A 19,138-nucleotide genomic window follows, 5' to 3' on the forward strand; every position below is an offset into this window, starting at 1 on the left:
CATCCAATGAATAAAGCTCCCATCAGGCGGATGCAGATGCAACCCGCCTGATGGGAGCTTAAGCGCTTACAGCTCCTTCGGCTTGAGCTGCGGATAGCGGAAAATAATCGACAGCACTGCGAAAACCGCCAGCACCCAGCAGTAATAGATGCCGCCGATCAGCTCAACCGGCGACATTTTGGCGATGGAGCAGGCCAGAAGCAGCTGTGCGCCATAAGGGATCAGGCCCTGCACGATGCAGGAGAAAATATCCATCAAAGCCGCCGCGCGCTTGGGGTCAACGCCGTATTCTTTGGCGACTTCGCGCGCCATATCGCCGGAGAGGATAATCGCCACGGTGTTGTTGGCCACAAACAGGTTGGAGAAAATCACCAGAAAGCTGATGCCCAGCTCGCCTGCGCGCTGCCTGCCGACCCTGAACAGCCGGGTCAGGCGGTAAATGCGCTGAATCAGCCACTCCAGGCCGCCTTCACGCTGCATAATCGCCGACAGGCCGCCCAGGAACATGGACAGCAGCGCCACTTCAAACATGCCGACAAAGCCGTCATAAATGGCGCTATTCAGCTGCAGCAGGGTGAAATCCGCGCGGTCGGCCAGGCCGATGATGCCGGCCAGCGCAATGCCAATGGTCAGCACCGCCAGAACATGCAGGCGGCTGAAGGCTAAAAAGAACACCGCGATATAAGGCAGAATCAGCCAAGGGTCATAATCCTGAAATGCAATGGCCTGCGAACCGTGGCTGATCAGCACATAAATCATCAGGCTGACGACGGCTGCCGGCACCGCAATCCAGACATTGACGCGGAATTTATCGCGCAGCTGCACTTTCAGGCTGCTGGTGGCGGCGATGGTGGTGTCTGAAATCATCGACAGGTTGTCGCCGAACATCGCGCCGCCCACCACGGCGCCAATCGCATAGACCGGCTCTATGTCCGTGGCCTGGGTAAAGCCGAAGGCAATCGGCGCGCAGGCGGCGATGGTGCCCATGGAGGTGCCCATGGCGGTGGCGATAAAGGCTGAAATCAGGAACAGCATCGGCAACACAAATTCCGGCGGAATGATGGACAGCCCGAGCTGCACCGTAGCGTCCACACTGCCGATGGCGCTGCTGACGCTGGCGAATGCGCCGGCCAGCATGAACACCATGAACATTAAAATCAGATTGGGGTGACTGGCGCCCTTCAGAAAGGCGTCAATGCCGGCGTTCAGCTTGCCGCGGTACAGCAGCACCGCCAGAATAATGGCCGGCAGGGCTGCCACAGGCGCTTTCACCTGATAAAAAGCCAGCTCGGCGCCAATAAGGGAATGGTAAATGCCGCTGCCTAAAAAAATGGCTAAAAATACAATAAGCGGCAGCAGTGCAAAGGCGCGCGCCTGCACTTTCGCTGGGGTGTCAGAGGTCATAGGAGATAAAAAAGAAAACAATGCGGATAGTATAAAGCAGGTTTTGCTATTTCAGAAAACTTTAAATGTAAAAGCTAAGCCTGCTATTTATATCAGTTTTTTACCGATAAAATTGCGTTTGCCGGAATGCATAAGCTTTTGTAATGTAGCGAAATTAGGCATCTTTGATCATTGAGAAAAAGCCTGAAATATCCGTAAATGTTGCTTTCGGATTGTTCTGGAAGTTATGCGCGCAGCGGAAATGCAGATGGAAATGCCGGCATCCTGTTGAATGGGTGAAAAATAGCGTTACAATGCAGAGTCTTGTATTTTTACAAAGCCGATCCGTTTCGAACCATTCAAGGAAAGTATAGCCTTATGTCACGTTTAGCCGCACGTTTTGAAGCACTTAAATCTCAGCAGCGTAAAGCTTTGGTTTCTTATGTTATGGCTGGCGACCCTCATCCGCATGTAACCGTGCCTTTGCTGCACCGCATGGTTGAGGCTGGGGTGGATGTCATTGAATTAGGCTTGCCTTTCTCTGACCCGATGGCGGATGGCCCTGTGATTGCGCTGGCTGCTGAGCGCGCGCTGGCAGGCGGCACCAATACCCTTGACGCTTTAAACATGGTCAAAGAGTTCCGTAAAAATGACGCAGCGACGCCTGTGGTGTTGATGGGCTATTTGAACCCTGTAGAAGTGATTGGCTATGAAAAATTCGTGGCTTATGCCAATGAATGCGGTGTAGACGGCGTGCTTCTGGTGGACTTGCCGCCGGAAGAAGCCCAAGGCCTGGATGAAGTGCTGCGGAAATACGGCATGGATCAGATTTTCCTGCTGGCGCCGACTTCTACCGATGAGCGCATTCAGCATGTCGTGAAGCAGGCCAGCGGTTTTATTTACTATGTTTCCCTGAAAGGGGTAACGGGCGCAGCGACTTTAGATGTGTCTGAGGCTGCCCGCCGCATTCAGAAAATCAAATCCTATACGGACATTCCAGTCGGTGTCGGTTTTGGCATCAGCGACGCAGCTTCAGCGAAAGCCATGGGCGGCGCGGCGGATGCAGTGATTGTCGGCAGCGCCTTTGTAAAACAGTTTGCAAGCTTAGCCCCAGAACAGGCCGCAACAGCAACGGTGAATAAAGTTAAGGAGCTTCGAGCCGCGCTCGATGAGTTAGTATGAGTCAAGACGTGAAATCAGGGAAAATTCTTAGCCCGTCTGCGCCGTGGACGGAACGCAGCGTGCCCGGCATTGAGATGCCGGATGAGCAGCAGGCGCTCAAAGCCACTTTTACCGAACCTACAGTTGAATGCCCTGAGTGTCATGCTTTAGTGACCCGTACGGCGATGTCTTTCAATGCCTATGTTTGCCCGCAGTGCGATGAGCATCTGCGCATGAAAGCCCGCGAACGCCTGAACTGGTTTTTTGACCAGGTTCAGAATGAGCTCGGCCAGGAATTTAAAGCCAAAGATCCGCTGAAATTTGTTGACAGCAAGCCTTATCCTGAGCGCATGACTGAAGCGCAAAAGAAAACCGGCGAAACTGAAGCGCTGGTGGTGATGCAGGGCCTGCTGAAAGACATCCCGATGCTGGCCTGCGCCTTTGAATTCGACTTTATGGGCGGCTCAATGGGCTCAGTGGTCGGCGACCGCTTTGTGCAGGCAGCTGAACGCGCGATTGAAATGAAGCAGCCGCTGATCTGCTTTGCTGCTTCCGGCGGCGCGCGCATGCAGGAAGGCATGCTGTCGCTGATGCAGATGGCGCGGACTTCGGCGGCGATTCAGAAAATGAAGGAAGCCGGCCTGCCGTATGTGGTGGTTTTGACCCATCCGGTCTATGGCGGCGTAACGGCATCTTTGGCCATGCTGGGCGATGTGCATATTGCTGAACCGAAAGCGATGATCGGCTTTGCCGGCAAGCGCGTGATTGAGCAGACCGTGCGCGAAAAACTGGAAGAACCGTTCCAGCGCGCGGAATATTTGCTTGATCATGGCGTAATCGATCAGATTGTTCACCGTCACGCATTACGTGATACTGTATACCGCATTATCAGTAAATTGATGAACCGGTCTTGAACACAGCACCCCTTGCAAGCGATTCTTTAAACACATGGCTCGATTATTGGGGCCATGTTCATGTCAGCGGCATCGATTTAGGTTTGGAGCGCGTCATTCCCGTCGCTGAGCTGCTGGGAGTCACGCGTCCGCAGGCAAAGGTCTTCACCGTTGCCGGCACCAACGGCAAGGGGTCTACAACAGCGGCGCTGGCGGCGGTTCTTAACGCCCAAGGCTATAGCGTCGGCCTGTACCAGTCGCCGCATATTTACCGCTTCAATGAGCGGGTGAAGCTGCGGGGCAGGGAAGTGGAAGATCAGGCGCTGATTGACGCGTTTGTGGCTGTCGATCAGGCGCGGCGCGCCTGCGGCCTCAGCCTATCCTTTTTTGAAGCCACCACCTTGGCGGCTTTTGTGATTTTCAAGCAGCAGCAGTGCGATGTCTGGGTGCTGGAAGTCGGCTTAGGCGGCCGTCTGGATGTGGTGAATGTCATCGATCCGGATGTTGCGGTCATTACCAATATCGGCCTTGACCACACCGACTGGCTCGGCGACAGCATTGAAAAGATCGCCTTTGAAAAAGCCGGCATTATCCGCCCGGAAATTCCGGTAGTGTTCGGCGGCCAGCAGGACTTGCCGCAGGCCATTCAAGACAAAGCGGATGAATGCGGGGCGCAGCTGCATGCGGTGAACCGAGACTATTTCTATCAGCCTGCTGAAGACGGCCAGTCCTGGATGTTTGCTTCTGCCGGCACCACCCTGAAGCTGCCGGCCGGCAGCCTGGCTTTGGAAAATATTTCTACAGCGGTCGCGGCGGTTCTGCTCAGCGGCTTGACGGTATCGCAGCAGGCGGTTGCGCAGGGCATCCAAAATGCCAAACTGCAGGGCCGTTTTGAAGTGCGGAACATTGCAGGAAAAACCGTTATTTTTGACGCCGGGCATAACCCGCATGGCGTTGATTTTTTGTTAAAGCAATTGCGTAAATTCTTAGAATACAATAAACAATACACTGAAGTGGTCAGTGTTTTTTCAATGCTGGCCGATAAAGATATCAATTCTGTCGCCAGCTTATTGAAAGATGCTGTTTTAATGTGGAAAATTGCGCCATTAAATGTTCCGCGCGCGGCCAGCATCACAGCCTTGGATGCCGCGCTGCAGGGGCAGCAGGCGCAGCATTTCAGCAGTGTGAAATCAGCTTTTAAGTCAGCCTTGAATGAAACAAAAAATAATCAGCTGATCTTGGTATGTGGTTCATTTCATACCTTAGAAGCGGTATGGGAGTATTTGGAAGAATGTCAATGAATAGCAGACAGCGCTGGATGGGCGGTGTCGTTTTATTAAGCGGCGGCGTTTTATTGGCGGCATTGCTTCTGAAAGGCAAAGATGAAATCCACCACAATCAAATGCATGCTCCGGAAACTGCGGCTGAGTCCGGGCAAAAAAATGCCGGCAGCAGCGCTTCCGGGCTGACTGTGGATGTAGAAACTGAAAAGCGCCTGCTGGAAGCGCAGCGCCAGACCCGCGAGAAATCTGTAGCCGAGCAGGAAGCGCGGGCCGCTGAGTTCCTGGCGATGCAGCAGCAGGCGGAAGCGGATGCAGCCCGCAAAGCTGCCGAAGAATATGCCGCGCTGAATGCGCGCCGCTCTGCGCAGCAGAGTTCAGACAATATTCCGCCGGAACTGATTGAAGATGAAGCGGCCAAGCAGAAGCGCATCGCTGAGGAAAAGCAGGCCGCGCAAAAAAAGCTGGAGCAGCAGAAGTCCGCCCAGCAGAAGGCTGAACAGTCCAAGCAGGATGCCGCCCGCAAAGCTGCTGAAGCCGAAAAGCGCGCTACGGAAGAAAAGCGCAGCGCAGAGCTGAAGCGCAAGGAAGAGGCTGAGCGCCTGGCCGCCGAGAAAAAAGCGGCTGAGAAAAAAGCCGCCGATAAGAAAGCTGCTGACAGCAAAGCTGCGGAAGAAAAGCGCAAAGCTGAAGAGCATAAAGCCGAAGCCAAGCGCAAAGAAGACGCCAAGAAAAAAGCCGAAGCTGAAAAAGCGCGTGATTTGCTGGAGCATGGCGACAAGCAGTGGATGGTGCAGGTGGCTTTGGCTGCCAATCAGGCCAATGCAGACGCTTTGGCGTCCAAGCTGAAAGCTAAAGGCTACCGCGTCACCAAAAGCCCGACTTCTAAGGGCATCCGCATTATGGTCGGGCCATCAAAAGACCGCGAAGCTGCGGACGGCGCGCGCAAGAAAATCACTTCCGATGCCAGCCTAGGCATGAAGTCCGCATGGGTCATTGACTGGGTGCCGCTGGATAAGCGCTAAGCTGCGTCCTGCGCTTGATCAGGACGGGTTTGCCAGCTGCTGGCGGATCCATCCGATATTTTCAGGGCTGAACAGCTTTTCAATATTGATCCACACCGGATGAAAGCCGTAGCCGCCGTGCTTCATCTCATTCAAAGCCTCCTGCACAGTCCAGCGCTCAAAAATAATCCGGTACATGGCAATGCTGGCGCCGGTGCGGTCAGAGCCGTGATAGCAGTGGATCAGCACCTTTTGATCTTTGGCCTGAGCCTGCTGAATGGACTGCATGACCTGCAGCAGATCGCCGCGCGACATTGCCCAAGTCTTGACGGGAATATGCACCAGCTGGAACTCATCTGGACTCAGCAGCTGCCGGTCTTTATTCCGCGTGCGCAAGTTGATCACCATCTGAATGTCATGCGCTTTTAAGGCGGGAATCAGGTCCGTATCCGGCTGTTCGCTGCGGTAGACAAAATCGCTGATTTGATAGAGATTGGATTCAGCGGCTACAGCCGAGCCCCAATGCTGCGGGCGCTGCTGTTCTGGCCAGGCCGGAGCGGTCATGCATCCGGACAGGCTGAAAGCGAGCATGAAAATCAGTGCGTTCAGTTTCATGCGGGCTGGTATCTCGCTAATTCTGCCGGGTCATGTGCGCAGATGATTTCGACCTGCGCTTCAGTTTGCGCCAGTTCCTGAATTTTATTTAAATTGGCAATCCGCTGCTGATTATCCACTGCAAACAGCCGCTCCAGCTTGTCCAGCGTTTTTAAGGAATGCTCCGGCTGCAGCTGCAGATGCGAATAGTAGGCGTCGCCGCAGAAAAACAGCCAGCCTTCCTGCTGGCGGATGGCGATGCCGCAATGCCCTGCGGTGTGGCCGATCAGCGGTATCAGCAGAATGTTATCCTGAAACAGCTTGAAGCCCTGCACGCGGTGCAGGTTAAACCAGCTTTCGCCCTGCATCGGCTCTAAAAAATTCCAGTAGCGGTGATTTTTAAACTGCTGGGTCTTGTAGCGGGCTTTGCTTTTCAGCGTTTTCAGGTGCTGCGCGGCGTTGTATTCAGTTGACAGCACATGCACGGTGGCATGCGGGAAATCTGAAATGCCGCCGGCGTGATCAAAGTCCAGATGCGAAATCAGAATATGCTTCACATCTTTGGGCTGAAAGCCCAGCCGCTGAATTTGCGCAGTCGCGGTCAGCGCTAAATTCTGCTCAATGCGCCCCGCGCGGGCAATCAGGCCGCCCAGGCGCTGCCGGGTATGCAAATAGTCCTGCACGCCTAAGCCGGTATCGACCAGCACTAAGCCCTGATCGGTTTCCAGCAGCAGGCAGTGGCAAATGACTTTGGCTAAAAAACTGTTTTGCCCGAACAGCGGGCCGCAAATCGGGCACATGGTGCCGCAGTGCAAATGATGAATTTTATTAATCACGGTCAGAATTTTTTTAAAGATTTTGTTCTTTATAACTGATGTGGAAAATTTCACCAATAGATATTTCAGCTGCTTCAGGCATGCTTTTGTAAATCAAAAGGTTTGAAGGTGAAAAGCCCGCCGGGAGGCGGGCGCTGCGCTGCAGCCGGAAACTGGCCCGTCAGATGGTCTCCGTGTCCGCTGACCGTCACTCAGGCTGCGGGGTTAGGCGCAAATACGGCTTCACTGCGGTATAGCCTTTCGGAAAGCGCTGCCGGATTTCATCTTCATCTTTTAAGGAAGGGACAATCACCACATCATCGCCGTGCTGCCAGTTGGCGGGCGTCGCTACTTTATGATGGTCAGTCAGCTGCAGCGAATCCACCACGCGCAGGATTTCATTGAAATTGCGCCCGGTGGATGCCGGATAGGTAATGATCAGGCGCACCTTTTTATTCGGGTCAATAATCAGCAGCGAACGCACTGTGAGGGTTTCGCTGGCATTCGGGTGGATGAAGCCATACAGCGCAGAGACTTTGCGGTCTTTGTCGGCAAGGATCGGGAAATTTACCGCAGTGTTCTGGGTTTCGTTAATGTCGCTGATCCAGCCCTTGTGCGATTCCGCATCATCAACCGAAAGCGCAATGGCTTTCACCCCGCGCCTGGCGAATTCATCCTGCAGTTTTGCGGTATAGCCCAGTTCGGTGGTGCAGACCGGCGTGTAGTCAGCCGGATGCGAAAACAGGATTCCCCAGCTGCTGCCCAGAAATTCATAGAAATTAATTGCGCCGTCACTGGACTCCTGTGTGAAATCTGGAGCGGTGTCTCCTAAGCGTAAACTCATCTTCAAGCCTCATGATTCATGTTGTATTCCGATGGCTCTCAATATGGCGCAGATTATTTATGATGAAAAATACTGTTTTTGAATTTCCTTATCATTAAATTGAACAAAGAGGATGCTGCAGAAAAAGGCTGAAAAATTGCTGAAAGGCATTGGAGCTTGGCTCCGCATGCGGTATAAAATCTGCTGCATTGCCGCGCTCTAGGCCCTCCAGGCTGGAATCCGGGATCAGATTTTTTTAAGGGCTTTTTGTGCAAAGCCCTTGTACTTCAAATTTCTAGCACCATAATAACGGCTAAGAAAACATATTCATTTGACAAGCAAGATTTAGAGAGTCTATTCATGTTGGCAAGTCTGATCGGAGGAATCTTCGGTACCAAAAATGAGCGCGAACTCAAACGCATGCGTAAAATCGTAGAGAAGATTAATGCGCTCGAGCCGACGATATCTGTACTAAGCGATGCAGACTTATCTGCAAAAACTGAAGAATTCAAACAGCGCTATAACAAAGGCGACAGCCTGGATAAACTGCTGCCGGAAGCCTTTGCGGTCTGCCGTGAGGCGGCCAAGCGCGTCATGGGCATGCGCCATTATGACGTGCAGCTGATCGGCGGCATCACCCTGCATGAAGGCAAAATTGCGGAAATGCGCACCGGTGAAGGTAAAACCCTGATGGGGACGCTTGCTTGTTATTTGAATGCCATCAGCGGTGAAGGCGTTCATGTCATTACCGTGAACGATTATCTGGCGCAGCGCGATGCTGAGCTGAACCGCCCGCTGTTTGAATTTCTCGGCTTAAGCATCGGCATTATCTATTCCATGCAGGATCCGACTGAGAAAGCGCAGGCTTACCGCGCGGACATTACCTATGGCACCAACAACGAATTCGGCTTTGACTACCTGCGCGACAACATGGTGTTCTCGCTGGCGGAGAAAAAACAGCGCGGCTTAACCTATGCCATTATCGATGAGGTCGATTCGATCCTGATTGATGAAGCGCGCACCCCGCTGATTATTTCCGGCCAAAGCGAAGATTCCTCGCAGCTGTACGCCGCGATTAACCTGATTCCGCCGGCGCTGCATCCGCAAAAAGAAGAGAAAGTGGCGGACGGCGGCCATTTCTGGATTGATGAAAAGCAGCGCACTGTTGAAATGACCGAAGTCGGCTATGAAACGGTTGAAGATGCCCTGATTCAAATGGGCCTGCTGGCGGAAGGCGAGAGCCTGTATTCATCCGCCAACCTGAATCTGGTGCACCATGTTTCAGCCGCCATCCGCGCGCATTACCTGTATCAGCGCAACGTGCATTACATCATCCATGACGGTGAAGTGATTATTGTCGATGAAAATACCGGCCGCACCATGCCGGGCCGGCGCTGGTCAGAAGGCCTGCATCAGGCGGTAGAAGCCAAAGAAGGCCTGGAGATTCAGCCGGAAAACCAGACGCTGGCGACCACAACATTCCAGAACTATTTCCGCCTGTACAAAAAGCTTTCGGGTATGACCGGCACAGCCGATACCGAAGCTGCGGAAATGAAGGAAATTTACGGCTTGGATGTGGTGCTGATTCCGACGCACCGCCCGATGATCCGCAACGACCAGAACGATTTGATTTATTTAAACCGCAATGGCAAATACAACGCGATTATTCAGGAAATTCAGCGCGTGCATGAAGCCGGCGTTGCGCCGATCCTGATCGGCACCGCGACCATTGAAGCTTCTGAAATTCTTTCCGACAAGCTGAAGGAAGCCGGCATTGCGCATGAAGTCCTGAACGCCAAGCAGCATGAGCGCGAAGCGGACATTATTGCCCAAGCCGGCGCGCCGCAGGCGGTGACGATTGCCACCAACATGGCTGGCCGGGGCACGGACATTCTGCTCGGCGGCAACTGGAAAGCCCTGCTGGCGAAAATTGAAAATCCGACAGCTGAAGATGAAGCGCGCCTGAAAGCCGAATGGGAACAGAGCCATGAAATGGTGCTGAACTCCGGCGGCTTGCATATTATCGGTTCAGAGCGTCACGAATCGCGCCGGATTGACAACCAGCTCCGCGGCCGCGCAGGCCGTCAAGGTGACCCGGGCGTTTCGCGCTTCTATCTGTCGCTTGAAGATGACCTGATGCGCATTTTCGCCGGTGACCGCGTGGTGGCGATGATGCGCGCTATGGGGCTGCAGGAGGATGAAGCGATTGAGCATAAAATGGTCTCGCGCTCGATTGAAAACGCGCAGCGCAAAGTTGAGGCGCGCAACTTCGATATCCGCAAAAACCTGCTGAAATACGATGACGTCAATAACGAGCAGCGCAAGATTATTTACTCGCAGCGCGATGACATTCTGGCTGAAAATTCGCTGCAGGAATACATTGAAGAAATGATCTGTGAGGTGATGAAAGGCGTCATTGAAAATTATGTGCCGCCTGAATCCATCCATGACCAGTGGGATATTCCCGGCCTGGAAAAAGCCCTGCGTGAAGACCTGTCGATTGACCTGCCGATTGAGCAGTGGCTGCTGCAGGACCGCCGCTTGGATGAAGAAGGGCTGGTGCAGCGCATTACCGATGAAGCGCTTGCGCGCTACCATGCGCGCCGCGCGCAGATGGGGGATGAGTCATCCGCCATGCTGGAACGCCATTTCATGCTGAATTCGCTTGACCGCCACTGGAAAGAGCATTTAGCTGCCATGGACTACCTGCGCCAGGGCATTCATTTGCGCGGCTATGCGCAGAAAAACCCTGAACAGGAATATAAGAAAGAAGCATTTAATCTGTTTGTGAACATGCTTGCAGTTATTAAATCGGACGTGGTGACTGATTTGTCACGCGTTCATGTGCCAACTGCTGAAGAGCTGGCAGAGATGGAAGCGCAGCAGCAGGCGCAGGCCGATGCCATGAAGCTGAACCTGTCGCATGCTGAATTTGACGGCCTGCTGGCGGAAGATCCGAATGCGCTGGAAATTGACGCGCAGTTTGAGCCGGTGCAAAGCGTTCAGGCGGTTCAGGCCCCGGAAAGCCGCAATTCGCCTTGCCCATGCGGTTCAGGACTGAAATACAAGCAGTGCCACGGCAAAATCTAAGCGTGGCCTGCAGAAATCAGAGCCGCAAGGCTCTGATTTTTTGTGCAGGAAACTTTTCAGGCCGGCAATAGTATTTGCAGTCCGGCAGATTAAATGTTATTTAGTTTCACATTGACAACCGGAAAACGGAACACACAATGAAAAAAGTATTACAGCCGTTGATGATTGCTGCGCTTGCAATGCCTGCTCTTGCCTTTGCGAATTCTGCGCAGACGACTACGCCGGATAAAGTGCAGCAGGCGCTTGGCGCAAAAACCGCGCAAGTTCAGGTCGGCGCAGACGGCCAGGTTACGGTCGCAAGCCCGCGCACCGGCATCCGCTACACATTTGCCAATCCTAACCGTCCGATTGTGATGCAGACCGCAGCCATTGCAGCGGCTAACTCAGCCAATGCGGACCGCATTGTCGCAGCCAACCCGGCGCTGTCTGACGCCAGCCAGCAGAAAGCCAAGCAGGCGCTGCTGAATGAAGCGGGCCAATTGGCGCGCAACTGATTTTCCTGTGCTGCATTTTGCCATTCAAGAGCCAGTCTGATGACTGGCTTTTTTATGCCCGCAGCTGCGCCAAGAAAAACACGCTAAAAAGATGCCCGATGCTCGATTTTTTGCGGATTTTGCACTAAGCTGTCTTTTCCAAATAAACCGAAACGGATATTTAAAAATGGCTGTGGGTGACGTAGCAATGCCGCAGATGCATGCGGTAAAAGGTGTAAAAATTGGTTCTGCAGAAGCCTATGTGCGCTATCCGAACCGACGTGACCTGGTCATTTTTGAATTTGCGCAAGGCACCCATGCTGCCGGGGTCTTTACCCAAAATGCATTCTGCGCCGCGCCGGTGCATGTGTCTAAAAAGCATCTTGAAATGGGCAATCCGCGCTATCTGGTGATTAATACCGGCAATGCCAACGCCGGCACAGGCAAAACCGGCATGGAAAATGCCAAAAGCACTTGCTTTAAATTTGCAGCGCTTGCCGGCGTTGAGCCTTTTGAAGTTCTGCCGTTTTCCACCGGCGTAATTGGCGAGCAGCTGCCGATGGAGCGCCTGCTGTCCGGCCTGCAGCCTGCGCTGGATTCGCTGAAAGATGACGCCTGGCTGGACGCAGCGGCGGGCATTATGACCACAGACACCACGCCTAAAGGCGCTTCTGAGCAGTTTGTGCTGGATGGCGTGACTTATGCCATGACCGGCATTTCCAAAGGCGCCGGCATGATCCGCCCGAATATGGCGACCATGCTGAGCTATGTGGCGACCGATGCGCCGATCAGCCGCGGACTGGTGCAGCAGCTGCTGAATGATGCGGTCAACGTTTCATTCAACCGCATTACCGTGGATGGTGATACCTCAACCAATGATTCCTGCATTTTCGCGGCCACAGGCCAGGCCGGCGGCGCGGAAATTTCATCACAGGACGATGCGCGCTATGCCGCTGTTGCGGAAGTATTGACCCGCATCATGAAGCGCCTGGCGCAGCTGATTGTCCGTGACGGCGAAGGCGCGACCAAATTCATTACCGTGGCGGTAGAAGGCGGCGCCAATACCCAGGAATGCTGCGATATCGCCTACAGCATTGCGCATTCGCCCTTGGTGAAAACCGCATTTTTTGCCTCTGATCCGAACTGGGGCCGCATTCTGGCGGCGATCGGCTATGCCGGCGTAGAAAATTTAGACGTTGAAAAAATTCAGGTTTGGCTGGATGATGTGCAGATCTGCAAAGACGGCGGCGCAGCTGCGGATTATACGGAACAGGCCGGCGCGCGCGTCATGGCGCAGGCGGAAATGACCATCCGCGTTGACTTGGGGCGCGGTGAGGCGAAGGATACGGTATACACCTGCGATCTGTCCTATGACTATGTGAAGATCAATGCGGATTACCGTTCCTAAGATTTTTCAGACGTTTTGAAAAGCCTCCTTTGCGAGGCTTTTTTATAACGCTTACTTTTTAATGACTGGTCAAAATAGCCGATACGCCGTTTTTGGCCGGTAAGCTGGGTACAGTCCATGGCACAGCATGGGCGCTAAGGATAGAGAAGATTTTGTTATGAATGATGCGAACAATTTAATTGCCAATGAGGCAAAATCAATTGTGCAGGCGCATTTAGACCGTTTGGGCGGAACTAAAGAGCATCTTTTAAGCGAAGAGGCCAAGCAGGAAAAATTTGCGCTGATTGCTGCGGAATTGAAAAAGCGCAATGCGGTTCTTGTTGCGCACTACTACTGCGATCCTGAAGTGCAGGAGCTGGCGGAGCTGACCGGCGGCTGCGTTTCAGACTCTCTGGAAATGGCGCGCTTCGGCCGCGATCACGAAGCGTCCACGCTGGTGGTAGCGGGAGTGAAATTCATGGGGGAAACCTCAAAAATCCTTTCACCTGAAAAAACCGTGCTGATGCCGACGCTTGAAGCGACCTGTTCACTGGATTTAGGCTGCCCTGCGGATGAGTTCGCCAAGTTCTGCGATGCGCATCCGGACCATACCGTGGTGGTGTACGCCAATACTTCGGCGGCGGTCAAAGCCCGCGCAGACTGGGTGGTGACCTCCAGCTGCGCAGTGGAAATTATTGAGCATCTGGACAGCCTGGGCGAAAAAATCATCTGGGCGCCGGACCAGCATCTGGGGCGCTACATTCAAAAGAAAACCGGCGCCGACATGCTGCTGTGGGATGGCGCCTGCATTGTGCATGAAGAATTCCGCGCGCGCGGTATTGCCAATATGAAAGCGCTGCATCCGGATGCTGCCGTGCTGGTGCATCCTGAATCGCCTGAATCTGTCGTGGATATTGCCGATGCGGTCGGCAGCACCTCGCAGCTGATCAAGGCGGCCCAGACCCTGCCGCATGAGCGCCTGATTGTGGCGACAGACCGGGGCATTTTCTACAAAATGCAGCAGGCGGTGCCGGATAAGATTTTAATTGAAGCGCCGACTGCCGGCGAAGGCGCAACCTGCCGTTCATGCGCGCATTGCCCGTGGATGGCGATGAATGAACTGGACGGCATTCTGGAAGTTCTGCAGCAGGGCGGGCAGGAAGTATTCGTCGATCCGCAGCTGGCTGAGCGCGCGAAACAGCCTTTAGACCGCATGCTGAACTTCAGCGCCAGCCTGAAACGCTGAAAGCTGCTTAAAAAATGCTTAAAATGCTTGATAAATAATCGGTTGAAGCGGATTTTTTATTTTTTTTAAATATAGGTGTTGACGTCTCATGGCGTCACGCCTAGAATGCACACCGTACCGAGCGATAAGCGGTACAGTAAAGCTGAGATGAATCGGAGCATAGCACAGCCTGGTAGTGCACCTGGTTTGGGACCAGGGGGTCGTAGGTTCGAATCCTACTGCTCCGACCAATTCCTCAAGGCAAAAATCGCGTGATATTACTATCATCGGTCATGCGCCTGTAGCTCAGTTGGATAGAGCATCCGCCTTCTAAGCGGATGGTCACAGGTTCGAATCCTGTCAGGCGCGCCATTTGGTAGCTTGGTACTTAGAGCCAAATACGTTATGGTGGATGTAGCTCAGTTGGTAGAGCCCTGGATTGTGATTCCAGTTGTCGCGGGTTCGAATCCCGTCATTCACCCCAACTTTTTAAAAGTTGAAATCGGAGCATAGCACAGCCTGGTAGTGCACCTGGTTTGGGACCAGGGGGTCGTAGGTTCGAATCCTACTGCTCCGACCATTTATTAAAATGGCCGAAATTCGATAAAAGATACCGCGCAAGCGGTTTTTTTATGCCTAAAATTCGGCTGCAGTCCATCAGCATATAAAAAAGCCCCCGCAAAGGAGGCTGAATTGAGCTGTCCGCCATTAAGGAATAATGGTGATGTTGACCCGCCGATTCTTCGCCCGGTTTTCTTCGCTGTCATTGCTGACCAGTGGCTGTTCCGCGCCCCGCCCGATAATCTGCACATCTTTTGGCTGAAAGCCGTTTTCCAGGAATACATTGGCCACGCTCTGCGCGCGCTTCTGCGACAGCTGCTGATTGTAGCTGGCCAGGCCGATATTGTCGGTATGCCCGGTAAATTTAACTTTTTCCAGCTTGTATTTCTGCAGCTGGCTGGACAGAGTCGTGATTTTGCTTTTCTGCTGTTCCTGAATCTGGTAGTCATCAAAACTGAACAGCAGGCGTTCCGGCAGGGCGAGTGTCCAGCCGTCATCAGTCAGGACAAAGCCTTCGCTTTTCAGCATGCGGGCCTGCTTGTAGTTTAAGTTGCCTAAGCTCATGCAGGCGGTTAAAACCGCGCTCAGGGTGAGGATAAAGCAGAGTGTCAAAGCTTTTTTTAACATAGCGGGCCTATTGGTTATCGGGTTGTGGGTAAAAATGCCATTTTTTATTTAATCGTTTGGCTTTGCGCAGGGCTTGATCTGCGTGCGCAATTAAGTCTTCCGGGCTTGGCGCCTGCTGCGCCAGCGCGGCGCCAATGCTGATGCTGAGGGGAATCTGCTGCTGTTCATAGATGAATGTTGATGAAAAGCAGTCCTGCACGCGCTGGCAGTGGTGTGCGGCGGCATTTGCATCGGCTGCGTTTGGAATGATGATGGCGAACTCGTCGCCGCCGAGCCTGGAAAGCAGGGCGTCCGGCGGCAGAATCTGCCTGACGCAATAGGATAATGCGCGCAATACCGCATCGCCGGCCAAATGTCCGAATTGATCATTCACTTTTTTAAAGTGGTTGATGTCTAAAAGCAGCACAGCAGCGTTCTGATGCTGCGCCTGATCGAACAGCTGAAACAGCGCTTCATAAAAGCTGCTGCGGTTCGGCAGCTGGGTCAGCACATCACGCTTGGACTGATGCATTAATTTATCGTTTTCAGAAATCAGGCTGCGATTGGACTGCTCTATTTCGCTCAGCAGGCCATTAAAGGCAGCGCTCAGCGTTTGCAGTTCCTGAATGTTCGAATTGGATACGCGCATAGTGTAGTTTTTCTTGATGCTGATGTCCTGCGCGGATTCGGCAATTGAGCGGATGGATTGCATCAGGTACTGGTAAACTGAATTGACCGACCAGTAGGCTGCAGCCAAAAGCAGCGCAAAGCCGATGCATAAAGCCAGCAGGATTTTGTGGAAAAAGCTGACCAGCTCGGAAGAATTTCCGTAAACAGTTAAATGGCCGTAATGCTTTTGATCATGCTGAATGTCCATCTGGATTGGCTGGCTGTAAAACAGGTAATCCAGAAAGGTTTGGCTGGAAAAGCGGTTCAGGCCTTTCTGTTCTGCATGCGCCAGCACTGCATTCTGCGCAGAAGTGACTTCAATTGAGCGGATCGGGTGCTGCTGAGCATATTCAGATAAAATCTGCCTAATGGTGATTTGATCATTGAAAACCACCGCGGGCTGAATCCGCTCATTCAGCGCCGAAGTTAAAATATTCAGGCTGCTTTTCGCATATGCATTCATGGTGTAAGTCGATATCACCAGGAAAATCGCGGAACAGATGGCGAAAGTTAAAATAAATATGGTCAGCTGGGAGCGGGTAAACAGCTGGTGCAGTGTAATCGGCTTATACAGCTGTTTCATTCGCTGGACTCCGCGGATTTGGCAAGCAGTAAAACACGCGGATCAACATGAACTTTGGCTTGAGTCAGGCTGTCTAAATTGACTTTAAACGCGAAGTTTTGACTGCGCTTATACAGGCAAAATGCGCTTCCAATTTCACATTCTGCATTATTGGTGCTAATGGAGAGCGCTGGAAATGTTGCGGCTGTATTTAAAAGATGCTGTTCTTCCTTGGGGGATAATGTGGAAAAAATCAAAACCTGGCACGCGCTGCTTTTAATTTCACTGGATTGAATTGCTGAAATTCTGTAGTTGGAATGGTCCGGCGCATGATTCTGAAATTGCTGTGCCAAAGGGGAGTTGTTGACTGCGCAGATTGCGGGCGCAGGCGTATTCCACTTCGCATAGCTTAAAATGGAAAAAACTGTGCTGTACATGCTGGCAGCGGGCGCAGCAGGCAGGCTGCTGCTGAAAAGCGCTGCGCTTATAAGCATAAGCAGGGCTTTTTTTTCTAGATTGTGAACCATTGCAGAATAAAGTTGAAAATGGTGAAAGGCTAAGTTTATCCAAGTTTAAAAAATAAACATAGGGCTAAGATTGGGCAATAATAATACGTCAAAATGCCAGGTTGCTTAAAAAAACAACATGCAGGCAAATAAATTTTGAAAAGGCCTTGCGTCTGTAATTTTTTCCCCTATAATGCATATCCATCGGCGGTGATGTTGATTAAAACTTGTTGAGAAACAAGGATTTAGCTAGATTGGTTAAATTTCTGAATCTTGAATGAGTTTAAAAATAATCATCAAAACCAGTTGACTTTCTTTTGAAAGAGAGTAATATAGCCGACCTAGCTTGATGCTGACGAAGCATTGAGAAGATCATTAAGAGAATATGAAGAACAACTTGTGTGGATTTTTACCGGTTGATCGATCGAAATAATTTTCATTGATTGATGGTAGAAATTACTCGAAGTTTATTTGAGAAATTAATGTCAGAAAATTGATGAGCCAGATTTGGTGTTTTGAATAAAGCACTATTGATTTTAAACTGAAGAGTTTGATCATGGCTCAGATTGAACGCTGGCGGCAGGCTTAACACATGCAAGTCGAGCGGGGAAATGTAGCTTGCTACATAACCTAGCGGCGGACGGGTGAGTAATGCTTAGGAATCTGCCTATTAGTGGGGGACAACGTTTCGAAAGGAACGCTAATACCGCATACGCCCTACGGGGGAAAGCAGGGGATCTTCGGACCTTGCGCTAATAGATGAGCCTAAGCCAGATTAGCTAGTTGGTGGGGTAAAGGCCTACCAAGGCGACGATCTGTAGCGGGTCTGAGAGGATGATCCGCCACACTGGGACTGAGACACGGCCCAGACTCCTACGGGAGGCAGCAGTGGGGAATATTGGACAATGGGGGGAACCCTGATCCAGCCATGCCGCGTGTGTGAAGAAGGCCTTTTGGTTGTAAAGCACTTTAAGCGGGGAGGAGGCTCTTCTAGTTAATACCTAGGATGAGTGGACGTTACCCGCAGAATAAGCACCGGCTAACTCTGTGCCAGCAGCCGCGGTAATACAGAGGGTGCGAGCGTTAATCGGATTTACTGGGCGTAAAGCGTACGTAGGCGGCTTTTTAAGTCGGATGTGAAATCCCTGAGCTTAACTTAGGAATTGCATTCGATACTGGGAAGCTAGAGTATGGGAGAGGATGGTAGAATTCCAGGTGTAGCGGTGAAATGCGTAGAGATCTGGAGGAATACCGATGGCGAAGGCAGCCATCTGGCCTAATACTGACGCTGAGGTACGAAAGCATGGGGAGCAAACAGGATTAGATACCCTGGTAGTCCATGCCGTAAACGATGTCTACTAGCCGTTGGGGCCTTTGAGGCTTTAGTGGCGCAGCTAACGCGATAAGTAGACCGCCTGGGGAGTACGGTCGCAAGACTAAAACTCAAATGAATTGACGGGGGCCCGCACAAGCGGTGGAGCATGTGGTTTAATTCGATGCAACGCGAAGAACCTTACCTGGCCTTGACATAGTAAGAACTTTCCAGAGATGGATTGGTGCCTTCGGGAACTTACATACAGGTGCTGCATGGCTGTCGTCAGCTCGTGTCGTGAGATGTTGGGTTAAGTCCCGCAACGAGCGCAACCCTTTTCCTTATTTGCCAGCGGGTTAAGCCGGGAACTTTAAGGATACTGCCAGTGACAAACTGGAGGAAGGCGGGGACGACGTCAAGTCATCATGGCCCTTACGGCCAGGGCTACACACGTGCTACAATGGTCGGTACAAAGGGTTGCTACCTAGCGATAGGATGCTAATCTCAAAAAGCCGATCGTAGTCCGGATTGGAGTCTGCAACTCGACTCCATGAAGTCGGAATCGCTAGTAATCGCGGATCAGAATGCCGCGGTGAATACGTTCCCGGGCCTTGTACACACCGCCCGTCACACCATGGGAGTTTGTTGCACCAGAAGTAGGTAGTCTAACCGCAAGGAGGACGCTTACCACGGTGTGGCCGACGACTGGGGTGAAGTCGTAACAAGGTAGCCGTAGGGGAACCTGCGGCTGGATCACCTCCTTAACGAAAGATTGACGATCGGTAAGAATCCAC

Annotated in this window: 16 protein-coding genes, 4 tRNA genes and 1 rRNA gene; 14 read left to right on the forward strand and 7 right to left on the reverse strand. The window is 52.3% G+C overall.

What is annotated here, in order from left to right; all coding sequences use genetic code 11:
• Positions 1-66 precede the first annotated feature (66 nt).
• The gene (locus BEN74_RS13860; RefSeq protein ID WP_068911079.1) at positions 67-1,404 is read right to left on the reverse strand and encodes a Na+/H+ antiporter NhaC family protein; all 1,338 of its coding nucleotides are present in this window, start codon (positions 1,402-1,404) and stop codon (positions 67-69) included.
• On the opposite strand from BEN74_RS13860, the gene BEN74_RS13865 reads away from it, so the two are divergent.
• From BEN74_RS13865 to BEN74_RS13885, 5 genes are all read left to right on the forward strand, one after another.
• A complete protein-coding gene (locus BEN74_RS13865; protein ID WP_162898111.1) occupies positions 1,313-1,579 on the forward strand; it encodes a hypothetical protein in 267 nt (88 codons plus the stop codon). The genes BEN74_RS13860 and BEN74_RS13865 overlap by 92 nt on opposite strands.
• A 182-nt stretch (positions 1,580-1,761) precedes the next feature.
• Positions 1,762-2,565 carry a tryptophan synthase subunit alpha gene (trpA, locus tag BEN74_RS13870; protein WP_068911081.1) on the forward strand — a complete coding sequence of 268 codons (804 nt, stop codon included), beginning with the start codon at positions 1,762-1,764 and terminating at the stop codon, positions 2,563-2,565.
• Positions 2,562-3,458, forward strand: a complete 897-nt coding sequence (gene accD / locus BEN74_RS13875) for an acetyl-CoA carboxylase, carboxyltransferase subunit beta (protein WP_068911082.1) — start codon at positions 2,562-2,564, stop codon at positions 3,456-3,458. The genes trpA and accD overlap by 4 nt, the downstream gene beginning before the upstream one ends.
• On the forward strand, positions 3,455-4,738 hold the full coding sequence (gene folC, locus BEN74_RS13880; protein ID WP_068911083.1) for a bifunctional tetrahydrofolate synthase/dihydrofolate synthase: 1,284 nt from the start codon (positions 3,455-3,457) through the stop codon (positions 4,736-4,738). Before accD ends, folC begins: the two co-directional genes overlap by 4 nt.
• Positions 4,729-5,742, forward strand: coding sequence for an SPOR domain-containing protein (locus BEN74_RS13885; RefSeq protein ID WP_416240762.1), 1,014 nt, complete (start codon positions 4,729-4,731; stop codon positions 5,740-5,742). The genes folC and BEN74_RS13885 overlap by 10 nt, the downstream gene beginning before the upstream one ends.
• 18 nt (positions 5,743-5,760) lie before the next feature.
• Here the strand turns inward: BEN74_RS13885 and BEN74_RS13890 are convergent, their stop codons facing one another.
• From BEN74_RS13890 to BEN74_RS13900, 3 genes are all read right to left on the reverse strand, one after another.
• Positions 5,761-6,336 (reverse strand): dual specificity protein phosphatase family protein, encoded by a 576-nt coding sequence (locus tag BEN74_RS13890; RefSeq protein WP_068911085.1) that lies wholly within the window; start codon positions 6,334-6,336, stop codon positions 5,761-5,763.
• On the reverse strand, positions 6,333-7,151 hold the full coding sequence (locus BEN74_RS13895) for an MBL fold metallo-hydrolase (RefSeq protein WP_068911097.1): 819 nt from the start codon (positions 7,149-7,151) through the stop codon (positions 6,333-6,335). The genes BEN74_RS13890 and BEN74_RS13895 overlap by 4 nt, the downstream gene beginning before the upstream one ends.
• Before the next feature lie 187 nt (positions 7,152-7,338).
• Entirely contained in the window at positions 7,339-7,974 is a 636-nt protein-coding gene (locus BEN74_RS13900; RefSeq protein ID WP_068911086.1) for a peroxiredoxin, read from the reverse strand.
• A gap of 339 nt (positions 7,975-8,313) precedes the next feature.
• On the opposite strand from BEN74_RS13900, the gene secA reads away from it, so the two are divergent.
• The 8 genes from secA to BEN74_RS13940 all read left to right on the forward strand — a co-directional run bounded on the left by secA (position 8,314) and on the right by BEN74_RS13940 (position 14,708).
• Positions 8,314-11,043, forward strand: coding sequence for a preprotein translocase subunit SecA (secA, locus tag BEN74_RS13905; RefSeq protein WP_068911087.1), 2,730 nt, complete (start codon positions 8,314-8,316; stop codon positions 11,041-11,043).
• Positions 11,044-11,180: 137 nt separating this feature from the next.
• Positions 11,181-11,537, forward strand: coding sequence for a hypothetical protein (locus tag BEN74_RS13910; RefSeq protein WP_068911088.1), 357 nt, complete (start codon positions 11,181-11,183; stop codon positions 11,535-11,537).
• 166 nt (positions 11,538-11,703) lie between these two features.
• Positions 11,704-12,924: a bifunctional glutamate N-acetyltransferase/amino-acid acetyltransferase ArgJ gene (gene argJ, locus BEN74_RS13915; protein ID WP_068911089.1), complete on the forward strand. Its 1,221-nt coding sequence runs from the start codon at positions 11,704-11,706 to the stop codon at positions 12,922-12,924.
• A gap of 157 nt (positions 12,925-13,081) precedes the next feature.
• Positions 13,082-14,149 (forward strand): quinolinate synthase NadA, encoded by a 1,068-nt coding sequence (gene nadA / locus BEN74_RS13920; RefSeq protein ID WP_068911090.1) that lies wholly within the window; start codon positions 13,082-13,084, stop codon positions 14,147-14,149.
• Positions 14,150-14,302: 153 nt separating this feature from the next.
• A tRNA-Pro gene (locus tag BEN74_RS13925) sits at positions 14,303-14,379 on the forward strand.
• 44 nt (positions 14,380-14,423) lie between these two features.
• Positions 14,424-14,500: transfer RNA gene (locus BEN74_RS13930), tRNA-Arg, on the forward strand.
• 36 nt (positions 14,501-14,536) lie between these two features.
• Positions 14,537-14,612 (forward strand) — tRNA-His (locus tag BEN74_RS13935).
• 19 nt (positions 14,613-14,631) lie between these two features.
• A tRNA-Pro gene (locus BEN74_RS13940) sits at positions 14,632-14,708 on the forward strand.
• A 128-nt stretch (positions 14,709-14,836) separates the two neighbouring features.
• Here the strand turns inward: BEN74_RS13940 and BEN74_RS13945 are convergent.
• From BEN74_RS13945 to BEN74_RS13955, 3 genes are read right to left on the reverse strand one after another with little or no spacing between them, the layout of a single operon-like run.
• On the reverse strand, positions 14,837-15,316 hold the full coding sequence (locus BEN74_RS13945) for an OmpA family protein (protein WP_068911091.1): 480 nt from the start codon (positions 15,314-15,316) through the stop codon (positions 14,837-14,839).
• A gap of 7 nt (positions 15,317-15,323) precedes the next feature.
• Positions 15,324-16,547: a sensor domain-containing diguanylate cyclase gene (locus tag BEN74_RS13950; protein ID WP_068911092.1), complete on the reverse strand. Its 1,224-nt coding sequence runs from the start codon at positions 16,545-16,547 to the stop codon at positions 15,324-15,326.
• Positions 16,544-17,020 carry a YfiR family protein gene (locus BEN74_RS13955; protein ID WP_213072362.1) on the reverse strand — a complete coding sequence of 159 codons (477 nt, stop codon included), beginning with the start codon at positions 17,018-17,020 and terminating at the stop codon, positions 16,544-16,546. Before BEN74_RS13955 ends, BEN74_RS13950 begins: the two co-directional genes overlap by 4 nt.
• Positions 17,021-17,570: 550 nt before the next feature.
• Between BEN74_RS13955 and BEN74_RS13960 the strand changes: the two genes are divergently transcribed.
• A 16S ribosomal RNA gene (locus tag BEN74_RS13960) occupies positions 17,571-19,108 on the forward strand.
• Positions 19,109-19,138 lie beyond the last annotated feature (30 nt).

This window comes from Acinetobacter sp. WCHAc010034 (genome assembly GCF_001696615.3).
Lineage (GTDB): Bacteria > Pseudomonadota > Gammaproteobacteria > Pseudomonadales > Moraxellaceae > Acinetobacter.

What these genes read in the sequence shown, in the direction of transcription:
- trpA (WP_068911081.1), top strand. Translation starts at nt 1,762, where the DNA reads ATGTCACGTTTAGCCGCACGTTTTGAAGCACTTAAATCTCAGCAGCGT.
- secA (WP_068911087.1), top strand. Translation starts at nt 8,314, where the DNA reads ATGTTGGCAAGTCTGATCGGAGGAATCTTCGGTACCAAAAATGAGCGC.
- BEN74_RS13955 (WP_213072362.1), bottom strand. Translation starts at nt 17,020, where the DNA reads ATGCTTATAAGCGCAGCGCTTTTCAGCAGCAGCCTGCCTGCTGCGCCC.
- BEN74_RS13885 (WP_416240762.1), top strand. Translation starts at nt 4,729, where the DNA reads ATGTCAATGAATAGCAGACAGCGCTGGATGGGCGGTGTCGTTTTATTA.
- nadA (WP_068911090.1), top strand. Translation starts at nt 13,082, where the DNA reads ATGAATGATGCGAACAATTTAATTGCCAATGAGGCAAAATCAATTGTG.
- BEN74_RS13900 (WP_068911086.1), bottom strand. Translation starts at nt 7,974, where the DNA reads ATGAGTTTACGCTTAGGAGACACCGCTCCAGATTTCACACAGGAGTCC.
- BEN74_RS13890 (WP_068911085.1), bottom strand. Translation starts at nt 6,336, where the DNA reads ATGAAACTGAACGCACTGATTTTCATGCTCGCTTTCAGCCTGTCCGGA.
- BEN74_RS13950 (WP_068911092.1), bottom strand. Translation starts at nt 16,547, where the DNA reads ATGAAACAGCTGTATAAGCCGATTACACTGCACCAGCTGTTTACCCGC.
- BEN74_RS13945 (WP_068911091.1), bottom strand. Translation starts at nt 15,316, where the DNA reads ATGTTAAAAAAAGCTTTGACACTCTGCTTTATCCTCACCCTGAGCGCG.
- BEN74_RS13865 (WP_162898111.1), top strand. Translation starts at nt 1,313, where the DNA reads ATGCCGCTGCCTAAAAAAATGGCTAAAAATACAATAAGCGGCAGCAGT.
- BEN74_RS13910 (WP_068911088.1), top strand. Translation starts at nt 11,181, where the DNA reads ATGAAAAAAGTATTACAGCCGTTGATGATTGCTGCGCTTGCAATGCCT.
- BEN74_RS13860 (WP_068911079.1), bottom strand. Translation starts at nt 1,404, where the DNA reads ATGACCTCTGACACCCCAGCGAAAGTGCAGGCGCGCGCCTTTGCACTG.
- accD (WP_068911082.1), top strand. Translation starts at nt 2,562, where the DNA reads ATGAGTCAAGACGTGAAATCAGGGAAAATTCTTAGCCCGTCTGCGCCG.
- argJ (WP_068911089.1), top strand. Translation starts at nt 11,704, where the DNA reads ATGGCTGTGGGTGACGTAGCAATGCCGCAGATGCATGCGGTAAAAGGT.